Origin of the sequence: Pseudomonas sp. B21-051 (genome assembly GCF_024748795.1) — a bacterium.
Lineage (GTDB): Bacteria > Pseudomonadota > Gammaproteobacteria > Pseudomonadales > Pseudomonadaceae > Aquipseudomonas > Aquipseudomonas putida_A.
Genome location: NZ_CP087166.1, coordinates 538,495 through 559,785, shown reverse-complemented (window position 1 = coordinate 559,785; position 21,291 = coordinate 538,495). Strand labels below are relative to the sequence as shown.

Annotated in this window: 17 protein-coding genes and 1 pseudogene; 2 read left to right on the top strand and 16 right to left on the bottom strand. The window is 60.7% G+C overall.

The window, feature by feature from the left end; genetic code table 11:
- Positions 1 to 98: 98 nt before the first annotated feature.
- The gene (gene msbA, locus LOY52_RS02420; protein WP_202369961.1) at positions 99 to 1,901 is read right to left on the bottom strand and encodes a lipid A export permease/ATP-binding protein MsbA; all 1,803 of its coding nucleotides are present in this window, start codon (positions 1,899 to 1,901) and stop codon (positions 99 to 101) included.
- A 154-nt stretch (positions 1,902 to 2,055) separates the two neighbouring features.
- On the opposite strand from msbA, the gene LOY52_RS02415 reads away from it, so the two are divergent.
- Both LOY52_RS02415 and LOY52_RS02410 read left to right on the top strand, forming a co-directional pair.
- Complete coding sequence (locus LOY52_RS02415; protein ID WP_258678067.1) at positions 2,056 to 3,918, top strand: bifunctional O-antigen ligase/aminoglycoside phosphotransferase family protein; 1,863 nt, start codon at positions 2,056 to 2,058, stop codon at positions 3,916 to 3,918.
- The gene (locus LOY52_RS02410) at positions 3,918 to 5,135 is read left to right on the top strand and encodes an acyltransferase (RefSeq protein ID WP_258678066.1); all 1,218 of its coding nucleotides are present in this window, start codon (positions 3,918 to 3,920) and stop codon (positions 5,133 to 5,135) included. Before LOY52_RS02415 ends, LOY52_RS02410 begins: the two co-directional genes overlap by 1 nt.
- A gap of 18 nt (positions 5,136 to 5,153) precedes the next feature.
- On the opposite strand, the gene LOY52_RS02405 is transcribed toward LOY52_RS02410, so the two are convergent.
- From LOY52_RS02405 to waaF, 15 genes and pseudogenes are all read right to left on the bottom strand, one after another.
- Positions 5,154 to 6,038, bottom strand: coding sequence for a glycosyltransferase (locus LOY52_RS02405; RefSeq protein ID WP_027611376.1), 885 nt, complete (start codon positions 6,036 to 6,038; stop codon positions 5,154 to 5,156).
- Between the two features lie 32 nt (positions 6,039 to 6,070).
- The gene (locus LOY52_RS02400; protein ID WP_096794737.1) at positions 6,071 to 7,225 is read right to left on the bottom strand and encodes a glycosyltransferase family 4 protein; all 1,155 of its coding nucleotides are present in this window, start codon (positions 7,223 to 7,225) and stop codon (positions 6,071 to 6,073) included.
- The gene (locus LOY52_RS02395; RefSeq protein ID WP_258678065.1) at positions 7,222 to 8,658 is read right to left on the bottom strand and encodes a PIG-L family deacetylase; all 1,437 of its coding nucleotides are present in this window, start codon (positions 8,656 to 8,658) and stop codon (positions 7,222 to 7,224) included. The genes LOY52_RS02400 and LOY52_RS02395 overlap by 4 nt, the downstream gene beginning before the upstream one ends.
- 8 nt (positions 8,659 to 8,666) lie before the next feature.
- Positions 8,667 to 9,563, bottom strand: coding sequence for an antimicrobial resistance protein Mig-14 (locus LOY52_RS02390; RefSeq protein ID WP_258678064.1), 897 nt, complete (start codon positions 9,561 to 9,563; stop codon positions 8,667 to 8,669).
- A complete protein-coding gene (locus LOY52_RS02385; protein WP_258678063.1) occupies positions 9,563 to 10,693 on the bottom strand; it encodes a glycosyltransferase in 1,131 nt (376 codons plus the stop codon). The genes LOY52_RS02390 and LOY52_RS02385 overlap by 1 nt, the downstream gene beginning before the upstream one ends.
- Positions 10,677 to 12,434 (bottom strand): carbamoyltransferase, encoded by a 1,758-nt coding sequence (locus LOY52_RS02380; RefSeq protein WP_258678062.1) that lies wholly within the window; start codon positions 12,432 to 12,434, stop codon positions 10,677 to 10,679. Before LOY52_RS02380 ends, LOY52_RS02385 begins: the two co-directional genes overlap by 17 nt.
- Before the next feature lie 225 nt (positions 12,435 to 12,659).
- A pseudogene (locus tag LOY52_RS02375) lies at positions 12,660 to 13,512 on the bottom strand (DUF3800 domain-containing protein).
- A gap of 5 nt (positions 13,513 to 13,517) precedes the next feature.
- Entirely contained in the window at positions 13,518 to 13,853 is a 336-nt protein-coding gene (locus LOY52_RS02370) for a YceK/YidQ family lipoprotein (protein ID WP_258678061.1), read from the bottom strand.
- 213 nt (positions 13,854 to 14,066) lie between these two features.
- On the bottom strand, positions 14,067 to 15,518 hold the full coding sequence (locus LOY52_RS02365; RefSeq protein WP_258678060.1) for a lipopolysaccharide kinase InaA family protein: 1,452 nt from the start codon (positions 15,516 to 15,518) through the stop codon (positions 14,067 to 14,069).
- Complete coding sequence (locus tag LOY52_RS02360; protein WP_258678059.1) at positions 15,518 to 16,270, bottom strand: lipopolysaccharide kinase InaA family protein; 753 nt, start codon at positions 16,268 to 16,270, stop codon at positions 15,518 to 15,520. The genes LOY52_RS02365 and LOY52_RS02360 overlap by 1 nt, the downstream gene beginning before the upstream one ends.
- Positions 16,267 to 17,001 carry a lipopolysaccharide kinase InaA family protein gene (locus LOY52_RS02355; RefSeq protein WP_258678058.1) on the bottom strand — a complete coding sequence of 245 codons (735 nt, stop codon included), beginning with the start codon at positions 16,999 to 17,001 and terminating at the stop codon, positions 16,267 to 16,269. The genes LOY52_RS02360 and LOY52_RS02355 overlap by 4 nt, the downstream gene beginning before the upstream one ends.
- Positions 17,001 to 17,807 (bottom strand): lipopolysaccharide core heptose(I) kinase RfaP, encoded by an 807-nt coding sequence (gene rfaP, locus LOY52_RS02350; protein WP_258678057.1) that lies wholly within the window; start codon positions 17,805 to 17,807, stop codon positions 17,001 to 17,003. The genes LOY52_RS02355 and rfaP overlap by 1 nt, the downstream gene beginning before the upstream one ends.
- On the bottom strand, positions 17,808 to 18,929 hold the full coding sequence (locus LOY52_RS02345) for a glycosyltransferase family 4 protein (protein ID WP_258678056.1): 1,122 nt from the start codon (positions 18,927 to 18,929) through the stop codon (positions 17,808 to 17,810).
- The gene (waaC, locus tag LOY52_RS02340; protein WP_258678055.1) at positions 18,929 to 19,990 is read right to left on the bottom strand and encodes a lipopolysaccharide heptosyltransferase I; all 1,062 of its coding nucleotides are present in this window, start codon (positions 19,988 to 19,990) and stop codon (positions 18,929 to 18,931) included. Before waaC ends, LOY52_RS02345 begins: the two co-directional genes overlap by 1 nt.
- Position 19,991: 1 nt before the next feature.
- A complete protein-coding gene (gene waaF / locus LOY52_RS02335; protein ID WP_027611364.1) occupies positions 19,992 to 21,026 on the bottom strand; it encodes a lipopolysaccharide heptosyltransferase II in 1,035 nt (344 codons plus the stop codon).
- Between the last annotated feature and the right edge of the window lie 265 nt (positions 21,027 to 21,291).

Sequence of the window (21,291 nt, the reverse complement as noted above, 5' to 3'; positions counted from 1 at the left end):
TGCCCGGATTTATTCCGGTTTGGTCAAGAAGGGTAAAGGTCTGGATACAAACGACTGTGGGAGCGAGCAGGCTCGCTCCCACAGGGCAGGGCCTGGAATCAGGCGATATCTTCGGCCGGGGCATCCAGGCCCATGGCGTTGAGGCGCGCGTAGTAACCATTTTGCGCCAGCAACTGGTCGTGGGTGCCGCGCTCGACGATGCGCCCCTGATCCATGACCAGAATCAGGTCGGCCTTCTCGATGGTCGACAGACGGTGAGCGATCACCAGCGTGGTGCGCCCCTTCATCACCTGATCCAGTGCCGCCTGAATGTGCCGCTCGGACTCGGTGTCGAGTGCCGAGGTGGCCTCGTCGAGAATCAGCAGCGGCGCGTTCTTCAGCAACGCACGGGCAATCGCCAGACGCTGGCGCTGGCCACCGGAAAGCAAGACGCCGTTCTCGCCGACCTGAGTGTCCAGGCCTTGCGGCAGTTGCGAAATGAAGTCCATCGCGTAGGCATCACGCGCCGCTTTCTCGATGTCTTCGCGCGGTGCACCGGCCAGATCGCCGTAAGCGATGTTGTTGGCCACGGTATCGCTGAACAGAGTGACGTGCTGGGTTACCTGGGCGATATGACGACGCAGGTTGAGCAGCTTGTACTGCTCGACTTCCACGTCGTCGATGAGAATTTCGCCCTTGTTATGGTGATAGAAACGCGGAATCAGGTTGGCCAGCGTCGACTTGCCGCTGCCCGAACGCCCTACCAGGGCGACCATCTGCCCCGGCTGGACCGAGAAGCTGATGTCGTCCAGCACCTGACGTTCGGTGCCTGGGTAGGTGAAACTGAGGTTGCGCACGTCCAGACGACCGCTCACGGCATCGCGCTCGATGGTGCCGGTATCGACTTCCGGTTCGACATCCAGTTGCTCGAAGATGCTCTCGGCACCGGCCACGCCTTTCTGGATGGTCGAGCTGACTTCGGACAATTGACGGATCGGCTTGGGCAGCAGGCCCGCCAGCGTGATGTAAGCGACCATGTCACCGGCCGAGGCGTCACCGCGCAGGAACAGCACGAGGAACATCAGCACCGCCATGGCGGTGTAGATCACCAGTTGCAGCATCGGCGTGTAGATCGCGCCGGTACGCGTCATGCGCAGTTGCTTGTCGGTGTTGCTCTGGCTGGCGTTGAGGAAGCGTTGCTCTTCGTAAGCCTCGCCGCCGAAGCTGCGAACCACGCGATAACCCTGGATGGTTTCCGAGGCCACATGCGTGACATCGCCCATCGCCAGCTGGATCTTCTTGCTCTGCTTGCGGAATTTCTTGCTGGCGGTGCGCACCATTACGGCGATCAGCGGCAGGATCGCCACCATCACCAGGGTCAGCTTCCAGTTCATGAACAGCAGCGAGGCAAACAGGAAGATCACCGTCATGCCTTCACGGATTACGACCTTGATCGCATCTGTTGCCGCCCCCGTGACCATGGTCACGTTGAAGGTGATACGCGAAATCAGATGACCGGAGTTATGCTTGTCGAAATAGCGGTTAGGCAGCACCAACAGGTTGTTGAACAACTGCACGCGCAAGTCATGCACCAGCCCGAGGGAAACCTTGGCCAGGAAATAGTTGCCCAGATAGGAGCCCAGCCCCTGCCACGCGGCGATCAGGATGATCAACAGCGGTACGGCCTGCAGCAGCTGCAGGTCTCGCAGGTACGGCACGGAGGGAAACAGCACCGCTTCAGGGTTGGACAGGCCATCGACAAAGTACTTGAGGATGTAGCCGAGCATTGGCTGAGTCGAGGCGAAAATCAGAAAGCCGACGATGCTGATCAGGAACAGACTGATGTACGGCCGGACATAGCCGAGCAGGCGGAAGTAGATTTTCAAGCTCGATGGGCTTGCGGCGGGACTGGAATCGGTCATATCACGCGAAAGTCGATAAAAAGGACGCTGACTTTAGCACAGCTTCTTCAGGGTTCTGGCAATCGGCGAAAGGCTGTTATTGTTAGGCATCTTTTTCCGCATCAAATAGCCATCACTCGAATGGTCGATCAACCTCAGGAATGAATCTCACAGCATGCAACTTCGCGGCTTCAGCAGTACGTCCAATCGAATTTTCGATTTCATTAGCCTGTGGATACTACCCACCGGCTATTTTTTGCTCCTGTGCGCGTTATTCTTTTTGCCCGGTCGAAGCCTGCATCACAAGTTGTTCTACGGACTGTTCAGCATTCCGACACTGATTGCACTGTGCCTGCGCCCGCGCGAGCTCAAGGAGCTGCTGCGCGAGCCGGTTTTCATCGCGGTTCTGCTGTTCGCCGCCTGGGCGTTGCTCAGCCTCGCCTGGGGGCCTGGCGGGGAGCCGCTCGGCGGAATGTTCAAGCCGCCACTGCATACCTTGCTGCTGTTTGCCGGCTGCTACCTGCTGGTGCGCTACCGCAGCGACATCCTGCAACCCTTGCTGTTCGGCGCCGCGTTGGTCGCTCTGATTGCTACCAGCGTTTTCCTGTTCCTGTTCGCGCGGGTTTATGAGCCGGGGATGCGCCTGATCGGTGGCGGCGCCTTCGACAATCCGCTGCTCAGCTCGCACCTGTTCGGGTTCTTCAGTGCCTACTGGCTGAGCGTGACCATGACCTGCAAACGTCGCCAGATGATGTGGCTCAGCGTGCCGGCGATGGCAATCATGTTCATGGCCGTGATCGGTACCGGTTCGCGGACACCGCTGGTGGCGCTGACCATGGCTGCGCTCTGGCTGTGCTTCATCTGCTGGAACAGGCGCTCGGTGGGATTACTGATCGCACTGATCCTGAGTGGCATAGCAGTCATTACGCAGTTTTCGCAGATGATCACCGAACGTGGCGACTCCTATCGCCTGGAAATCTGGCAGAAGGTACTGCACATGATTGCCGATCATCCATGGATCGGTCATGGCTATAGCGCCAGCCTTGCCGTGGACCCCGGTAACGGTGTCAGTTTTCAGGAGCCGCACAGTTTTGCCCTGGGGGTCCTGTATTACGTCGGCATCATCGGCTTGCTGCCCTGGTTGTTTTTCCTGCTGTGGGGCCTGCTGAGCAGTTGGCGCCAGCGTGTGCAGCCATTGCTGATCATTGCCTCGACCTGGCTGGTATTCGGTATCGGTGCCGGGCTGACCGAAGGCGGTGGAATCATTTCGCGGCCCAAGGAGCACTGGTTCCTGTTGTGGATCCCGCTGGCACTGATCGCGGCACTGAGCATCAATCAACGCGCGCGCCGCCTGTTGACCCAGCCGGTGCAAAAGCTTGCGACCGCTGACCTGGAGCACATGAGCAGCACGGCCCAGATCATTGAAGAGGATGGCCTCGGCCCGAAAGTCTTGCGCCTGACCGACGGCAGCTTCCTCAAGCTGTTCCGCCGTCGCCGCTGGTACACCTCCGGCAGTTTCAATCCCTACTCCGAACGTTTCGCGGTCAACAGCGAACAGCTCCGCCAGATGGGCATCCCGACCCCGCAAATATTGAATCTTTACCGTCTCGACGATGGCAGCAGTGCCGTGCATTACGCACCGCTACCGGGGCACACGCTGCGTCAGGTACTGCAGAGCATTACTGCCCCGGCAGTGCGCCAGGCTCTAGTGGAACGTTTCGGCAAATTCATGGCGCAACTGCACGAGAAAGGCGTGTATTTCCGCTCTCTGCATCTGGGTAACGTACTGGTGCTGGAAGATGGCGAGTTCGGCTTGATCGATCTGGCCGACCTGCGTATCTACCCTACTCCGCTCAGTCTTTCCCTGCGCCAACGCAATTTGCGTCATATGCAACGTTACACTGTCGACAAACGCTGGCTGTTCGAGGATCACCTCGATGCGTTGCTTCAGGGATACGCCGTGACGGCGTCCAAATCCGCGGTTGAAAATCTGCACAGGCAAGTGCTGGCCGGCAACGCCCCGGCTCGGGTTCAATGATGAACGAAACCAATCCTCTATTTGCACTGGCCGCCTATCTGCTGGCCATCGTGACTTCGGCCCTGCTGTTGCGCGCGGTGCCGAAAATAGCCCGGCATCTGCAGCACTCCGGTGAAAGCCGTTACGCCAGCATCGACGGCCTGCGCGGCTATCTGGCGTTTGGCGTATTCGTGCACCACTCGATCATCACCTGGATTTTCCTGCGCACCGGGGTCATCGATTTCCCCCCGAGCAACTTCTATTCGATGCTCGGGCAGGGCAGCGTGGCGCTCTTCTTCATGATCACCGGGTTTCTGTTCTGGAGCCGCTTGCTCGCACAAGGCCGCAACCACGACTGGCTGGCGTTCGGCGTGTCACGGGTTTTCCGCCTGTATCCGCTGTACCTGCCGTTGATGGTGCTGGTGTTCGTCTCGGTCTTCCACTTGCAGGACTGGCAACTGAAAGAACCCGGTCTGGAACTGTTCAAGCAGATTCTCGCCTGGCTGACGTTCGACCGGCCGGACATCAACCAGTACCGTCACTCCGGCATGCTGATATCCAACGTCACATGGACGCTGGCCTATGAGGTGTTTTTCTACCTGGCGCTGCCACTCGCCGGACTGGTGTTCATCTACCGCGGCAGCTGGCTGCAGGTGGTGCTGTGCCTGATCGGCATCTACACGCTGTACCAGGTCATCGGCTGGGAGCATTCGCTGAAGAAACACTTTCTGGCGAGCTTCCTCGGTGGCATCGCCGCCGCCTACTGGATTCGCCGACCGACGCTCGTGGCATGGAGCCAGTCGCGTCTGGCGAGCATCATCGCCGTGCTCGCGCTGGTGATTGCGTTCACCGCGTTCAGTCGGGCGTTCAAGACTGCACCGCTGTTTTTGCTGGGGTTGTTTTTCGTGATCGTCGCGTCCGGCAACGATCTGTTCGGCGCGCTGAAACCACGCAGCATTCGCTGGCTCGGCGAAATCAGCTACAGCACCTATCTGCTGCACGGGTTCGTCCTGTGGCTGATGGTGCAACGGCTGCCGCTGCTGCTGAATATCGATGCGCGGGAAACTGCGGTCTACCTGCCCCTGGTGGCCGTCTGCACGTGCTTGCTGATTCTGATCAGCAGCGTGACGTTCCTCTATATCGAGCAGCCGGGCATGGCTGCCGGCAAGAAGGTTGTGCATTGGTTGCGCCAGCGTCAGAAGGGCGAAAAGCGCCTGCCGGAGAAGGTCACTCGCTGAGCGCGGGCGACCGCTGCCTCAGTCCTTTTCCAGCGGGGAAAAGAGTAAACGCCCCAGTCCGCGCCAGGTCTTCTTGTTCCAGGCCTTGAACGGGATCTGCGCCAGCAACTCCCTTGCCAGCTTGCGATTGCGGTTGGCGGTCTTGAGGAACATCGAGTTCAGCGCCTTGAAGCGCACTTCGTCATACAGCGGATGATCGCTGAACAGCGCATAGGTGCGCAGGATGTTCTCGATCATGAAGCGATGATTCTTGTACGAGTTGGTGGCGTGTTTGCGGTAACGCGCCATCACCACATTCAAACCGTCGATGAAGTAGCCAGCACGGGTCACCTTCAGTTCGATGTACAGGTCTTCAAGACGAATCGTCGGATCGAACCCTCCCACCTTCTCCAGCGCCTCGCGCCGGATCATCAGCGTCGGTGCCGGTGGATACGGCTTGCGTTCAAGAAACATGTCGTCGAAATCGAGTCGGCGAAACGGCACGTCGCGGCGCTGACGCTTCTCTGGATAAAGGCTGCCGTCGGCGTGCATCAGCTCGATATTGCCGGCACAGATCCCGACTTCAGGCTTGCCGTCCATGTACGCCACCTGAGTGGCAATACGTTCGGGGTACATGATGTCGTCGGAGCCGAACGGCACAATCAGGCTGCCCTTCGAACGGGCGATAGCGCCGTTGAGGGTATTGGTCAGACCCTGATTCTGCTGCACACGGAAATCGAAGCCGTACTGTGCCTGCAACGCGCTGATGCGCTCGACGCTGTCGTCCTTCGAACCGTCATCGACCACCAATAGCTCGATGTTCTTGTAGCTCTGGTTGAGGACACTGAGGATGCTTTCCTCAATGTACGGACCGTGGTTGTACGAGGCGATGATCACGGTGACGAGGGCATTGGCTTCGCTCATGGCCTGTTCTTCGCTCACGGCTTTCTCCTCGCTCACGGCTGCTCCTTGCGGGCCTGCTCCAGGCCGGAATCGATCAGGTCCAGATATTCCTGACGGAACACCTCGATGTCGTGCTGTTCTTGCAGATAGCGGTAAGCCTGCTCGCCCTTGGCCTTGAGCTCGTCGTCCGACAGCGCGAGATAGTTATCCAGCGCGGCGACCAGACTCGGCACGTCCTTGGGCGTGATCGCCAAACCACCGGCTCCTTCGATCAGTGGCAACATCGCCGGCACGTTCGAAGCGATCACCGGCAGGTGTCCGCTCATGCCTTCGAGCAACGCCAGGCCCAGGCCTTCGGCCAGCGACGGCATGGTCCAGATGTCGAACGCACGCACGTATTGCAGAGCGTTTTCCTTGAAGCCCAGCAGGTGCGCACGACCGCTCAAGCCCAGTTGCTCGATCTCGGCCGCCAGCGGCGCTTGCAAGCGTCCGGCACCAATGATTGCCAGTTGGGTGTTCGGGTATTTGTCTTTCAGCGCGGCAAAGGCTTGCAGCAGATAGGTGTGGCCCTTGACCGACACCAGCCGCCCCAGCGCGCCAATCAAGCGCACATTCGGGTCGAGGCCCAACAGCTCGCGAGCTTTTTCGCGGCTGTGCTGCAGGCCCTCGGCCTGCTCGATGTCGATGGCATTGGTAATGGCGTAGGTGTTCTGGTCGGTGAAGCCGCAATCGCAATCGAGCAGGTACTGTTTGACCGCCGGCGACACGCCGACGAAGCGCCAGTGCCGATCGATCAGACGCTGGGTCTGGCGTCGTCGGTAAAAGCGGTCGTATTCACCGAAACCGTGGGAGATGCCAATGCACAGCGGCACCTTCAACCAGCGGTTGAGCGCCAGCATCATATTCACCGGTTTGAAGCGGTTGCAGATCACCACGTCGAACTTTTCCCGGCGGCAGAACTTGTACAACTGCCACATCGCCCGCAGGCGCATGCCCTTGAGCGACTTGTCGGAAAACTCGAAGTACACCGAATGGTCGGCCCGGCTTACCGGCTCGCCCGGCCCCGGTTTGCCCCGCAGGAAAGCTGCGGTGATCTCATAGCGATCGCTCGGCAGCGCCTTGACGATCTGCTCGGCGAGGTCGGCAAAGTCATGGGCTTTGACGTTGTAGTCGGGTTGCAGCTGCAACACCTTGAACCGTTGACTCATGACTCTCCCCGCTGGACGCCTGTCTCACCGTGCTTCAGTAGCCAGAACAACTCCTGGCGCCTGACCGCTTTCCGAAAAAATTCGTTTTCGCCGTACACCGACGCGGCCCGCCCGGCGAGAACACGCTGGATAACCCGGCGCAGGCGACGCTTGAACGGTGCCGGCGGCTGCAGGTCATGCATCATGCCCAGCGCCATGGCCTTGTCCCGCTGCAACTCGATGGACAGCGGCAGGCACAACGGCTGCATCGGCACCGCCGCATCGAAGGCCGGTGGCAAGGCAATGCTCTGCCCGGTGTTGCCCATCGGCCAGCGGTCGTTGTCATGCAAATGGTTGGCATAACCGAGCAACGTCGGCTGCCAGTCGAGGCCCTGGAGCGCCTGCAAAACTGCTTGCTGGGCGCAGATATGGTCAGGGTGCGGATCGAGGGTCGGATGCGGCAGCACGATCACGTCAGGACGGGCGCGCAGCAGCACCTCACGCAGGTCGGCCAGCAGGTTGTTCCAGGTCGGCGCGCCATCGGCATCGCCCGGCAGAGTGAACGGATTCAACTGACGAAACAGGCGCGTGTCGCTCAAGTCCGCTTCGCGCGAGCCTACCGCCTGATTCGGCGCGGCCTGCATCGCCGCCAGTTGCAGGCAAAAGTAACCGAGTTGCACGCAGTGTTCCTGCGGCACCCCGGCCCAACGCGGCACGGCGAGGCTGTCCCAGGCACGCAGACGACCCTTGAGCCGCGCGGCCTCGACCTTGTTCATGCCCATCTGTTGATAATGTTCGGCTTCGATCTCACCTGCGGTCAGGGTGACGATCCAGGCTTCATCGGCTTGACTGTACAAGCCATAGGCAGCCAACTCGGCGTCGTCGGCGTGCGGAGCGATCACCATCATCCGCTGACGGCGGTAGTCCGGTTGCTCCAGCGCCCACAGCAGCGGCTCACCGGTCACTCGGCAGAACCGCCCGCGCAGGCGCAACTGGCCTTGCGACAGAGCTTGCGCCTGACCGCTGAGGTTCAGGTAACGCAGGCCATTGACCCCACGTTCGAAGGTTTGCGCATCAGGATTCGCCCCGCCGGCCAGCTCGACGCGCGGATCGAGGAAACGTCCCAGCCAGGTGCTTTTGACCTTTACCGCGAGGATCAACGTCGCTTCGTCGACCAGCATCACGCCTTCATCCAGGCGCAGTTGCTCGCCGTTCAGATGGACCTTCGGCTGCGGTGTGAACGGCGGAAAGCTGTACTGGTAATCGTCTTTCGGCGAATAGAACAGGTGATCGGCAAACCACGCCTCGTGGGCGACCCAGCCAACCACCGCGAGCACCAGCGGCAACCACCACGCGACCAGCACACCGAGCGCGATCAACACGATCAGGGTGATCAGCAGGGTAATGCGTTTATTGCGACGATGACGCTTGAGCAGTTGCTGTTTGCGGCTCATGGGCTGACTCATACGGTGAACACCGGCACAGGATTGCACCAGCGATCCTTGTATTCACGGTCGGCGCGACCGAAGGAAAACCGCAGCGGCTTGTTCAGGGCGCGCGCGTGTTCCCAGGCACTTTGCGTATTGAGGAAGCTCAACACGCTACCGGGGCTGAATTCGCGGGTTTCGGGATCGACGCCGCCGTTGATGTACTCGACGCTGATCCACTCCGGCGCCTCAACGCGGTACACCAACTGGATGGCGATCGGCGCATCATTGAGGAAAATCACCGAGCCAATCAGCAGTTCGCGCAGCAGCTCGATGACTTCAGCCATGCGCGCCGCGCCGGTGGCCGGGAAGCCCCAACGGCGCTGGAACAGATCACAGTAGATCGCCGCCAGTTCTGCACTGGAAAACTCAGCGACCGCACGTACCACACCGCCCGCCTCTTCCAGCAGGCGCAGTTCGCGGCGCTGGTTGTAGCGAAACTTCTTCGACAACTCCTCGGGGGTGCGGGCCATGGCCAGTTGTTCGGTCTGCAACTTGAGGCCGCTGAAGCGGGTTTCGTTGAGCGCCGACAGATAGAGTGCGCGATGACGCAGGGGTGCCAGGGCATCGACCGCGGCCGGCAGGATCAGCTCGGCATTGCCGAGGTCGAACAGGCCTTTCTTGCCGTTGCGCTTGAGCACGTCCTTGGACAGGGCCAGGTCGCGGCCCCAGGTCGGGATCGCCGCTTTGACTTCACCGTCCTGCTCCCAGGCCAGATAGCGCACCGGGATGCCGGCCAGATCCGCCAGACGCTCGACGACCACTGGATGGGTCGCGACGCTGCCGCCAAAACGCTGCCAGGCGGTGGCATAGGTGGAGGCGTCAACGGGCGACCAGCCACGTTCGCGCCAGCCTTGAAATCGGTTGAGCATCAGCCCCTCGGTGCCAGATCGGTAACTTGCGGCAGACGCCAGAAGGTGTCGCGCACCGCACGGTCGGAGAAACGCTCACGCAGGCGATCGAGCATCAGCTCGGCGCACTGACGGCGCTGCTGATCATCCATACCGGCCAAATGTTGCAGGCCTTGTGCAAGGTGTTCGGCATCGCCCAGCGGGAACAGAATCCCTACACCTTCGACCACTTCCTTCGCACCGCCACAGGCGGTAGCGAGCAACGGCACGCCAGCAGCCATGGCTTCGAGCAGCACCATGCCGAACGGTTCGTGATCGGAGCTCAGGGCAAACACATCGAAGGCGCGGAAGTAATTGCGCGCGTCCGGCACCTGGCCGAGAAACAGCACCCGGTCACCAATGCCCAGCTCGCGCGCCAGCTCCTTGAGGTCCTGCTCCAGACGGCCCTTGCCGAGAATCACCAGCTGACTGTTATCAGGCAGACCGGGCAACGCCGCGGCGAAACCGTGCAACAACGTGGCTTGATCCTTGTCCGGGTGCAGCCGTCCGACGTTGCCGACAATGAACGCATCCGCCGCCAGACCCAGGGTCTCGCGAGCTTCGCGGGCCGACACCTGACTGGCCTGCAAGGCAGGCACATCGATGCGGTTGTACAAGGTCTGGATGCGGGTCGACGGCCATTTCGGCAGACAGCGCCGCATGTCGTCGCGCACGGCATCGGAGACGCCGAGCAGACTCAGACGCTTGCGGAAAATGTGCGCGAACAGCTTGCGCGTGCCGCGTTTGTAATCGTCAAACGCGTGGTGCACACCAATCACCGGCAGCGACGTGCCGAGCAAGGCGATGTAGATCGGCTTGAAGCGATGGGCGATGCAGAAACTGAAATTGCGTGAAGCGGCGATCTTGCGCAGATCGCCGATGGCGCCCAGCTTCAAGCCGCGAATGGCCTTGGAGCTGTATTCCATGAACAACACTTCATCGGAAGCACACGCTGCGGCCACCTCGCTATCGGCGGCCCCGGTCAGAAAGACCGTGGTCACCCGATAACCGGTGCCCGCGAACAGGCTGGCGTACTGCCGTGCGCAGTCGAGGAACGGCCCGTCATAGCCGTGACAGAACTGCAGCACATGGCGTTCAGCCGAGCGAGTCATAAGCGTTTGCACCCTCTTTGACCACCAGAATGTCTTCCATGATCAGGTACTGCAGATCGGAGCCGAAGAACATGTTCAGGGCGTCGGTCGGCGAGCAGATCATCGGTTCACCACGACGGTTCAGCGAAGTGTTCAGCGACACGCCGTTGCCGGTGAGGTTTTCCAGCGCCTTCATCATGTCGTAGTAGCGCGGGTTGTATTCGCGCTTCAGGACCTGGGCACGGGAAGTGCCGTCTTCGTGGACGACTTCCGGCACGCGGGTCTTCCACTCTTCCGCCACTTCGAAAGTGAAGGTCATGAACGGTGCCGGGTGATCGATCTTGATCATCTGCGGTGCAACGGTGTCGAGCATCGACGGGCAGAAAGGCCTCCAGCGCTCGCGGAACTTGATCTGGTGGTTGATGCGGTCAGCCACACCGGCCACGCTCGGGCAACCGATGATCGAACGACCACCGAGTGCACGCGGACCGAACTCCATGCGGCCCTGGAACCAGGCCACCGGGTTGCCATCGACCATGATTTTGGCGATCTGCTCCGGCATGTTGTCGAGCTTGCGCCAGGTCGGCTTGCTCTCGTGACGGGCGCACGCGGCAATCACGTCTTCGTTGCTGTACGACGGACCGAGGTAGACGTGTTCCATCTTCTCGACCGGCACTCCACGGGCGTGGGACACATAGGCCGCTGCGCCGACCGCGGTGCCGGCATCGCCGGACGCAGGCTGGACGAACAGTTCCTTGATGTCATCGCGGGCGATGATTTTCTGATTCAGCTTGACGTTCAACGCACAGCCACCGGCGAAGGCCAGCTTGCCGGTGTCCTTGAGCACGTCGCCCAGGTAGTAGTCGATCATCTGCAGCGCCAGTTTCTCGAACAGCGCTTGCATGCTCGCGGCGTAGTGGATGTACGGTTCGTCGGCGATATCACCTTCCCGCTTCGGCCCCAGCCATTCGATCAGCTTCGGCGAGAAGTAGAAGCCTTTGCCCTTCTCTTTATAGCGACGCAGGCCGATCACGTTGGCGTAGTCGGTGTTGATCACCAGCTCGCCGTTCTCGAACGAGGCCAGACGCGAGAAATCATATTTGCTGGCATCACCGTACGGCGCCATGCCCATGACCTTGAACTCGCCGTCGAGCATCTCGAAACCGAGGAACTCGGTGATCGCGCCGTACAGGCCGCCGAGGGAGTCCGGATCGAAGAATTCCTTGATCTTGTGAATCTTGCCGTTTTCGCCATAACCGAAGAAGGTCGTGGCGTACTCGCCTTTGCCGTCGATGCCGAGGATCGCGGTTTTCTCTTTGAAACCCGAGCAGTGGTAGGCGCTGGAGGCGTGAGCGAGGTGGTGCTCGACCGGCTCGATCTTGATCTTCTTCGGATCAAAACCCAGTTGCTCCAGGCACCAGACGATCTTGTTGCGATAGCGCTTGTAGCGACGGTTGCCCATCAGGATCGCATCGAGGGCGCGATCCGGCGCGTACCAGTAGCGCTTGGCGTAGTGCCAGCGGGCCTTGCCGAACAGGCTGATCGGGGCGAACGGAATCGCCACCACGTCAACGTCGGACGGCTTGATACCGGCCTGTTCCAGGCAGAACTTCGCCGATTCGTAGGGCATGCGGTTCTTTGCATGCTTATCGCGGACGAAGCGCTCTTCTTCAGCCGCCGCCACCAGCTTGCCGTCGATGTACAAGGCGGCTGAAGGGTCATGGCTAAGGGCGCCGGACAGGCCAAGAATCGTCAATGCCACAGGGTCTAGCCTCTTTAGTCTGCATTCAGGCGCGATGCGCCTCGAAAATTGATGTGCCCTCGCACCGGGCGAGAGACAGCTAAAGGGCGGGATTATAGCGTAAAAGCGCCGACAAGCCTCTAGCGGAACTGGCCGGCCTTTGCGTTGACACTCCCGAGCCTCTCAACATAGACTTTCGTGCAAATGGGCTGGGGGATCCCGGTCGGCGCTAATGCCTCGGTGAGATCACCGGGGCTTTTCGCTTTCTGGGGGAGGGAAAACCTTCAACCCCCAGTTCTCGAAACCTTTCCCAACTTTATTCCGCCCACCGCTGCAATAGAACTTGCGCCTGAGCACATCAAACGCGCGATTTTCCTGACCCGCCCTCAAAACACTCATGCCGATGGGCCTTGCAACAAGATCAGCCAGCTGCAATCCGGTGGAATTGACTTGTTTTGTGGCGAAGACGATGTCAAACGGCAGTTGAACCCCCAATCGGTTAGACCCGCCACAAACCCTGCGAAACTCCAACTCAAGCTCGTTATCCTCCCGCTTGCCTCGCCGCTCGAAAATCACATGCGTTAACACTTTATGTTGATGCTTTTCCTGCAAAAACTCATGCAGCGTTTCCAGACAGAATCAGAGAGCAAGTGGTAGGGGTTGTCAGCAGATGCCTGCTTTTCGCGCAGCAAGGCCTTGTCGATGACGCAACTGATCAGGACAAAATTGATGGCCTCGATAATGCCGGTCAATTCGTCGAGAAAGGCATGCTTGTGCACTCTCGAAGTGAACAGGCTGGAGAACGCTCCTTTTTCTTTTCGAATCTCCAGCTCATGCAGCACGATCAGATCGTGCCCCATATGGTTGAACTTGAATTTCTGGACAGCCGGAATGACCTTTTCGCAGTAATGCCTTTTGTGAAGACGCAAAAAGCGAGCACGAATATCGGGTAATAGGGATCCAGCTTCTGCATCCCGTGATCACCGCTTTCATCAACATAGACGATGTAGTCACTGTATCTCCCGGACGGATACAAGAGCGCTGCCGCTTCAACAATCGCTTGCGACTCGCTCTGGTTTTCAAACAGAGAAAATTGCAAAACAGTTACCCGCGATCTGTTCGCCAATAGATGCCGATATTGCCATCCACGACCTGTTGATAAATCGTATACGGCAACACCACCGTATCCAGCACCCCGGACAACGGCAGATCCAGCAGCACAAATGGCAGCAGCACGCCGGAGGGGTCAGGGGGCGCGTGGAGTACGCAGAAATCGAACGCCAGACCGCTGTAGATCCGTGGAATCGATTGGCAGTAGGTCTTTTGTTTGCGCATGTCGCGGGCGACGTCAGCGTCCATTTGCAACACCGAGGCGGCGGTGCCGCAGCCGGATAAAAGCCATGCGCAGGTGCTGAGTGTTACGGCGTTTTTGATGGTCAAGTCTTGCCCTCCGAAGTGGTCAGGGCAAGCTAGCATCGAGGCTGGAGCGGGCACAGTTCATGGCTTCTGGAGAAGCTGTAGGACAAATCAGTGGAGTTTGTCCGCTATTGCTCATCGGGAGTTTTTTGGGGCTTTAAAGCCCTATCGCGAGCAGGCTCACTCCTACAGGGGAATGCATTTCCATGTAGGGGTGAGCCTGCTGGGGAAGGCGGCTCAGGCCGCGCTGGAGATGTCCTTGGGCAACCGCTGATCGATCACCTGATACAGCGCGCTGCTCTCGGGCCAGTTGCGCATGAACCGTGCCCGATCCCGCGCGTAGGCCGGCGCGAAACTTCCGACAGAACTGTGCTGACACATCGAATCCAGGTCGATCAACGCCCAGCGATCCTCCTGCCAGAACAGGTTATGGCCCTTGAAGTCGCCATGGCTGATGCGCTCGGCAATCAATCGTGCGAACAGTTGATCCAGCGCCAGCAATTCGGATTCCGGCGCCGCACCGCTTTCAACATAGGGCGCAAAGCGCTCGATGATGTCCGGTCCCGGCAAGAATTCGGTCACCAGATAAGCGCGGCTGCGCAGCCACAAAAAGCGCTTTTCCAGCACCGCCAGCGGTTTCGGCGTGGCGATGCCGAGGAACGCCAGGCGATTGCCTTCACGCCACGAGTGCCAGGCGCGGCTCGGCCGCCAGAAGCGCTTGAGCCAGTGCGCGAAGCCTTTGATGTTGTAGCGCTTGATCACCAGCGTACGCCCGGCCACTTCGACCTTGCCGACGCTCGCCGCGCCGCCGGTCTTGTACAGATGGCCCTGATCGAGCAGCGCATCGGCCTGATCCAGCACCGGGAGCATCGCCGCTTCTTCCTCGCGTCGGATGGCCCGCAGGCTAAATGCACCGCGCTGCACACTGAACAACGTGCACTCACGCCCCACTTTGATCAGGTAATCCTTCAGTCGCCAGGCGCGCACCTTGGCGATCTGTTTCTGCAGAGCTTCCAGCGGCAACGCATGCTCGCTGTTGCTCAGCAGGTAATACACCAGCAATTCTTCGGTGAACGGCTCCAGTGACTTGGGCAACTGGGCGAAAAACACCCCGAGGTTTTCCAGCACTTTCTGCCGCGACAACGGCTGGCCAGCGGTCTCGGCGCAGATCCCGGCACCGTCGATCAGGTACAGCTGACCGCCCTGGCGCAGCAGGTTGTCGAGGTGCAGATCTTCCTGCCACAGGCCTTTGCCGTGCAGTTGACCGATAGCGCCCAGTGCCTCGGCGAGTACCGCCGATTGCTCGTCCGCCAGCACCGGCAGCGATTCGACTTTCTGCCAGGCCTCACCGAGGCTTTCGGCACCTTCGAGGAACTCGAACAGCAGCCAGCCGCCCTCACCGTCCTGCAAGCCATCAGCCAGCAACAGTGGCGTGGTCAGGCCTTGCTCGGCGAGCAGTTTGACGCCCGCCAACTCACGCTGAAAATGCCGCGCCGCCTTGCTGCCCACCAGCAACTTGGCCAGCACCGGCCGCCCGCGCCAGACCCCGGCACCGACATAGCGCTGCCCGGGCAATACCCGCAGCAGGCTCAGCAACTGCAAATCCGCAGGACCGGCCGCGTCGGCCAGGCTGATCGTCAGCGGCAGACTCGGCGTACGTCCGGCGTTTTTCAGTTCGGACAAGCGCATCAACGGGTCTCCTTGCGACTGCGCCGTGCAGTCAGGCGCGTCACCCAGCTGTCGACCAGCGAACTGTCGACTGGCTGATCGAGATAGGCCGCGAGCAATTCGCGTAATTGCGCCTCGCTCCATTCCGGCGCACGACGCAGCAGCGGCTCCAGATCCTTGACCCGGTCGCGCATGCCGAACAGCAGGGGCCGGGTCTTTTCCAGGTCGATCAACTGCGCCTTATACGCGTCGCCATCAGCCTGCAGAAAGATGTGCTTCGGATAAAAACAGCCGTGCACCTGACGCACGCCGTGCAGCTGGCGCGCCAGCTGTCCACAGGCCTTGAGAATGGCCGATTGCTGCGCGGTGCTCAGCTCGGACCAGCGTTGCAGCAGCGAGTCGAGATCATCCCAGCCGTCGAGGGCACGGGTCAGCAGGATCGCCCGGACATCGCCCTTGAACTTGCGCTCACCGAAGAACGCCGCTTGCAGCGCCGGAATCCCCAACTTGTTGTAGCGACTGATATTACGAAACTCACGGGCGAAACTCGGCTCGCCGAACGGCGCATGCAGGGTGCGGGTCAGGTAGTTGCTCTGACGCTTGAGATAGTAGGCCTGTCCTTCCAGCTCCAGGCGAAACACGCTGCTCCAGCCACCGCCATCAGTGTTCGGTTCGTCCACGGCTTCGAGCTGTTTGGCCCAGAGCGCGTCGAAAGTGCCGAGGCCATGACGCTCAAGCAGCGCCCGGTCTTCAGCAGCCAGGAAATCAGTCATTCGCGTCCCTCGAAAAATCTCACCACGTGGCGAATCCGTTTCTTGTCGGCGGCGTTCAGCCGATCACGTCCGCGGTATTGCAGGTAGAAGCGCAGGCGCTGGGTGTTCGACAGGTGATATTTGGCCACTTTGTCGAGACAGGCCAGATCCTTGGTGATCCGGTATTTGAGCCAGAAGCCGCGCCAGAAATCGCCGTTCGGGCAGTCGATCAGAAACAGCTGCGCCTGATCGTCGATCAGCAGATTGCGCCACTTCAGATCGTTATGGGTAAAGCGGTGATCGTGCATGGTTCGGGTGTAGCCGGCCAGTTGACGGCTGATGTCATCGACCCACAGGCGATCCTTGAGTTTCGGATCATTGCGTTCGGCCAGCGCCGAGAGGTCTTCGGTGCGCGGCAGCTCGCGGGTGATCATCGCGCCACGGGCATAGGCCGCGCCACGTCGCTCCAGACCCCAGGCCACCACTTCGGCGGTGGGGATACCCCACTTGGCGAAGCGTTTGAGGTTCTGCCACTCCATCTTCACCCGTGGCTTGCCCAGGTAACGGCGCAAGCCTTTACCGGCGCCGACGTAGCGTTTGACGTAGTAACTCACGCCGTTGCGCTGCACGCGGATGACTTCGGACAGCGGATCACGGGTCAGACGTTCGCCCTGCAGGGCAAACACCGCTTCGAGGCTGCCGAAATCTTCGGCCAGTTCGCTGTATTGCGGTTCCAGCGTCCAACCCGCCATCAGAGCGCATCCCCGTAACGCTGTTTGCGCGCATAAAGCTTGTTGGCCTTGCCTTCGAGCCAGCTCAGCAGCGGCGCTTCTTCCGCCAGGATCTGCCGCAGCGGTTGCTGGAAGTAGCCTTTGAGGAAACGCAGCTTGTCGCGTCGGGTCAGGCCGATGTCCAGTGCCGAGAAATACAGCGCGGCCAGATCCTTGTTGCGCCAGCGTTGAGTAATTCTTGGGCGAGTCTGGGCGCGGTGCAGGTCGATCACCGACAGCTTGAAATCGTCCGGGTTAATCGGTTTGTCGGTGTGCAACAGAAAGTGGCAGATGTAGCAGTCGCGGTGGTTGACTCCGGCGCGGTGCATCATGCCGGTCATGCGCGCGACTTCAGCGATCAGCGCGCGCTTGAGTTTCGGCTGCGGCGGGTTCTTGACCCAATCAATACTGAAATCTTCGAGGCTGATGGTTGGCGCCAGCTCTTCAGTGACGATGAACGAATGCTGATCGGCCGGGTTACTGCCCTTCTCGCCGTAAGCCACGGCGGTCATGGTCGGCACGCCGACTTCCTGCAAACGCTGGATTGCCTTCCACTCCTGACCCGCGCCGAGCACCGGCAGCTTGGCGGTCAGCAGGTTCTTGAAGATCTCGCCCCAGCCGATGCCCCGGTGGATCTTGACGAAAAACCCATTGCCGTCGACTTCCGTGCGCAGCGTGCGTCGAGCTTCCAGCTCGCGGTAGACCTCGCCCTGCAAGCCTTCGACTTCGGCGAACGGGTCGCGTCCGGCCCAAAGGCTTTTGAACGGTTCAGCCAGCATCAACTTCATTTAAGCGTGCTCCGCCAGAATCACATCGGCCGCGTGCTGCGGCATGCTGTAGAGGTCGGCCGTCTCAGCGAAGGCCAGACCATTGCGGCTCCAGGCCGCGCGTGCAGCGTCGTCATTCAACATGTCAGTCAGGTATTGCGCCAGTTGCGCCTGATCGAATGGTTCGTCCAGCACTCGCCCGGCGTCCGCCTCGGCGATGTAATGGGCGTAACCGCAGACCGCGCTGACCAGCACCGGCAAGCCGGCGACCAGCGCTTCGAGCAGCACGGTGCCGGTGTTTTCGTTGTACGCCGGGTGGATCAACAGATCGGCGCCGAGCAGGAATCGCGGGATATCGCTGCGGCCCTTGAGGAACGTCACGTTGTCGCCCAGGCCCAAAGTGGCGCTCTGCATCTGGAACAATTTGGGGTCATCCTGGCCGATTACAAACAGCCGGGTGCGTTTCTTCAGCTCGGCGGGCAATGCGGCCAGCGCCTTGAGGCTGCGATCGACGCCCTTGGTCTTGAACCCGGAGCCGATCTGCACCAGCAGCAGTTCGTCGTCCCTGAGACTGAATTCGGCGCGGAAACCGGCGCGAATCTCGTCGGCATCCGCCGGCCGGCGACGATCCTGGGCGATGCCCGGCGGCAGCAGGTGGAAGCGCTCCAGCGGCGTGTCGTAGTGCTTGATGAACAGCGGCTGCTGCACTTCGGAAATCATCAGCACTTCGGTTTTCGCATCTTTGGCGAACACCGCCCGCTCGTACTCGGCGAAGTGGCGATAGCGGCCCCAACGGCGGTACAGCGAATGGCGCAGGTTCTGCGCCTTGTCTTCGAAGCAGCCGTCGGCGGCGTAGTAGACGTCCAGACCCGGCATCTTGTTGAAACCGATCAAGCGGTCCACCGGACGCTTGGCCAGATCCGCTTCCATCCACGCCGTGAGTTTCTCGTTGCGACGGTGGTTGAAGAACGCCTTGACCGGCGCCACCAGCACTTCGAAACCGGGCGGCACGTCGCCTTCCCAGATCAGCGTGTAGACGCGGATCTGATGGCCGCGCTTCTGGCATTCGAGGGCGATGCGCATGAAGTCGCGCTGCAAGCCACCGAACGGGAAATATTTGTACAGGACAAAAGCCAATTGCATCAGCGCAGCTCCTCAGCCATTAACAACGTGCTCAGTCGGCTGGCGACACGCTCGGGATTCAGACGCGTGAAGCACAGGGGCTGCTCGCGTTTCAGGTCAAACTGACGGGCATCCTGCGCGGTCGGTTGATACGTACATTTCTTTTGCAGGCAAGGGGCGCAGGGAAAATCACTGGCCATGTGAATCTGCACCTTGCCGTAGGCGCCGGTCAGGCCCGGATTGGTCGGGCCGAACAGGGAAATCGTCGGCACATCCAGCGCGGCGGCCAGGTGACCGAGACCGGTGTCCACCGCGACGCAGGCCTGGGCACCGGCCAACACTTTGCCGACCCCGGCCAGATTCAGCTTCGGCAGCACTTCGGCGTGCTTGAAGCCAGCAGCGATACGCTCGGCGCGGGCCTTCTCCAGCGGGTTGCCCCACGGCAGTTTGACCCCGACGCCCAGATAGCCGACGCGTTCGGTCAGCTCGCGCCAGTAGGCTTCCGGCCAGTGCTTGGTGTCCCACGTGGTGCCGTGCAGGAACACCACGAAGGCACTCTTGCGCGGCAATTCCACCAGACGCTCGACGTTGAGGCCGTAGTCGCCCAGCCCTTTGGGCAGGTCATAACCAAGGGCGATGGCGAACAACTGACGCACCCGTTCGACGGCGTGTTGCCCACGGGCCACCGCCAGTTTGCGGTCATAGAAACGTGCAGCGATCGGCTCACGCGCCGAGCCTTTGTCGAGGCCAGCCACCGGGGCTTTGACGTAGCGCGTCAGCCAGGCACTTTTCAGCAGGCCCTGAGCGTCGATCACCAGATCGTATTGGTTGGCGCGCACGCTTTGCTTGAAGCGCTTCCACTCGCCGCTCTTGATGGTCTGCCAGAGGTTCTTGCGCCAGCGGCGGATCGCCACCGGAATCACCTTGCCGACGGCCGGGTGCCAGGTCGGGATCTCGGCGAAGCCTTCTTCCACCACCCAGTCGAACTTGATCCCGGGGATGGCCCGGGCCGCGTCGGTCAGCGCCGGCAACGCGTGAATCACGTCGCCCAGCGATGAAGTCTTGATCAGCAATACCCGCAACTTAATGAACCTCGACCACGGAGCCCTGCAGTTTCTGCAAGGCATCGTTGACCGCGTCCGGCATCAGCTGGCGCAGGCAGTTGTAATGGCCGAACCGGCAGGTACGGTCGAAGCACGGGCTGCAATCCAGACCCAACCGAACAATTTCGACGTGCTCGGCCAGCGGCGGGGTGAAGCCCGGCGACGTCGAGCCGTAGACCGCCACCAGCGGGCGGTTCAGCGCCGCCGCGACGTGCATCAGGCCGGAGTCGTTGGACACCACCGAGTCGGCACAGGACATCAGGTCGATGGCCTCGGCCAGCGAGGTACCGCCGCTGAGGTTGACCGATTCTTCACGCAGGCCGGGAATCAGCCGCGCGCGAATGTCTTCGCCCACCGCGTGATCGTTCTTCGAGCCGAACAGCCACACCTGCCAGCCTTCGCGGATCCGCGCTTCGGCAACCTTGGCGTAATGCTCGGACGGCCAGCGCTTGGATTCGCCGAACTCGGCGCCGGGGCACAGGGCCAACACCGGGCGGTCGAGGGTCAGGCCGAATTTCGCCAGCGCCGCTTCGCGGGTCACCGGGTCGATTTGCAGGCTCGGACGCGGATAAGGCTTCGGCAGCTCGGCGTTCGGCTCGTAAGCCAGGGCCATGAAGCGCTCGATCATCAGCGGATAACGTTCTTTATCCAGCGTGCGCACGTCATTGAGCAGGCCGTAGCGGAATTCGCCACGCCAGCCGGTGCGTTGCTTGATGCCGGCGAAGAACGGCACCAGCGCCGACTTCAGCGAATTCGGCAGCAGGATCGCCTGATCGTACTGGCCGGCCAGGGACTTGCCGATTCGTCGACGAGTGGCCAATTCCAGTGCGCCATGGCCGAGCGGAAAGCTCAAGGCCTTGCGCACTTCAGGCATGCGCTCAAGGATCGGCCGGCTCCACTCGGGGGCCAGCACGTCGATTTCGCATTGCGGGTGGCGCTGCTTGAGACACTGAAACAGTGTCTGCGCCATCACCATGTCACCGACCCAACTGGGCCCAACGATCAGAATATTCATGTGGTTTCCATAAACGAACCGGGGAGGCATTTACGCCTCCCCGCCTCGAGAATCACTGAGGGAGCGGCGCTGCTTGCGATGGGTCATTACCTTCAACATGACTGTCGACTGTCACTCCGCTATCGCGAGCAGGCTCGCTCCCACATTTTTTTGCATCTGTTCACATATCTGCGACTCACCGCAGATCACTGTGGGAGCGAGCCTGCTCGCGAAGGGGCCGATCCATCAAATTGATATTGACTGACACTCCGCATTCGCGAGCAGG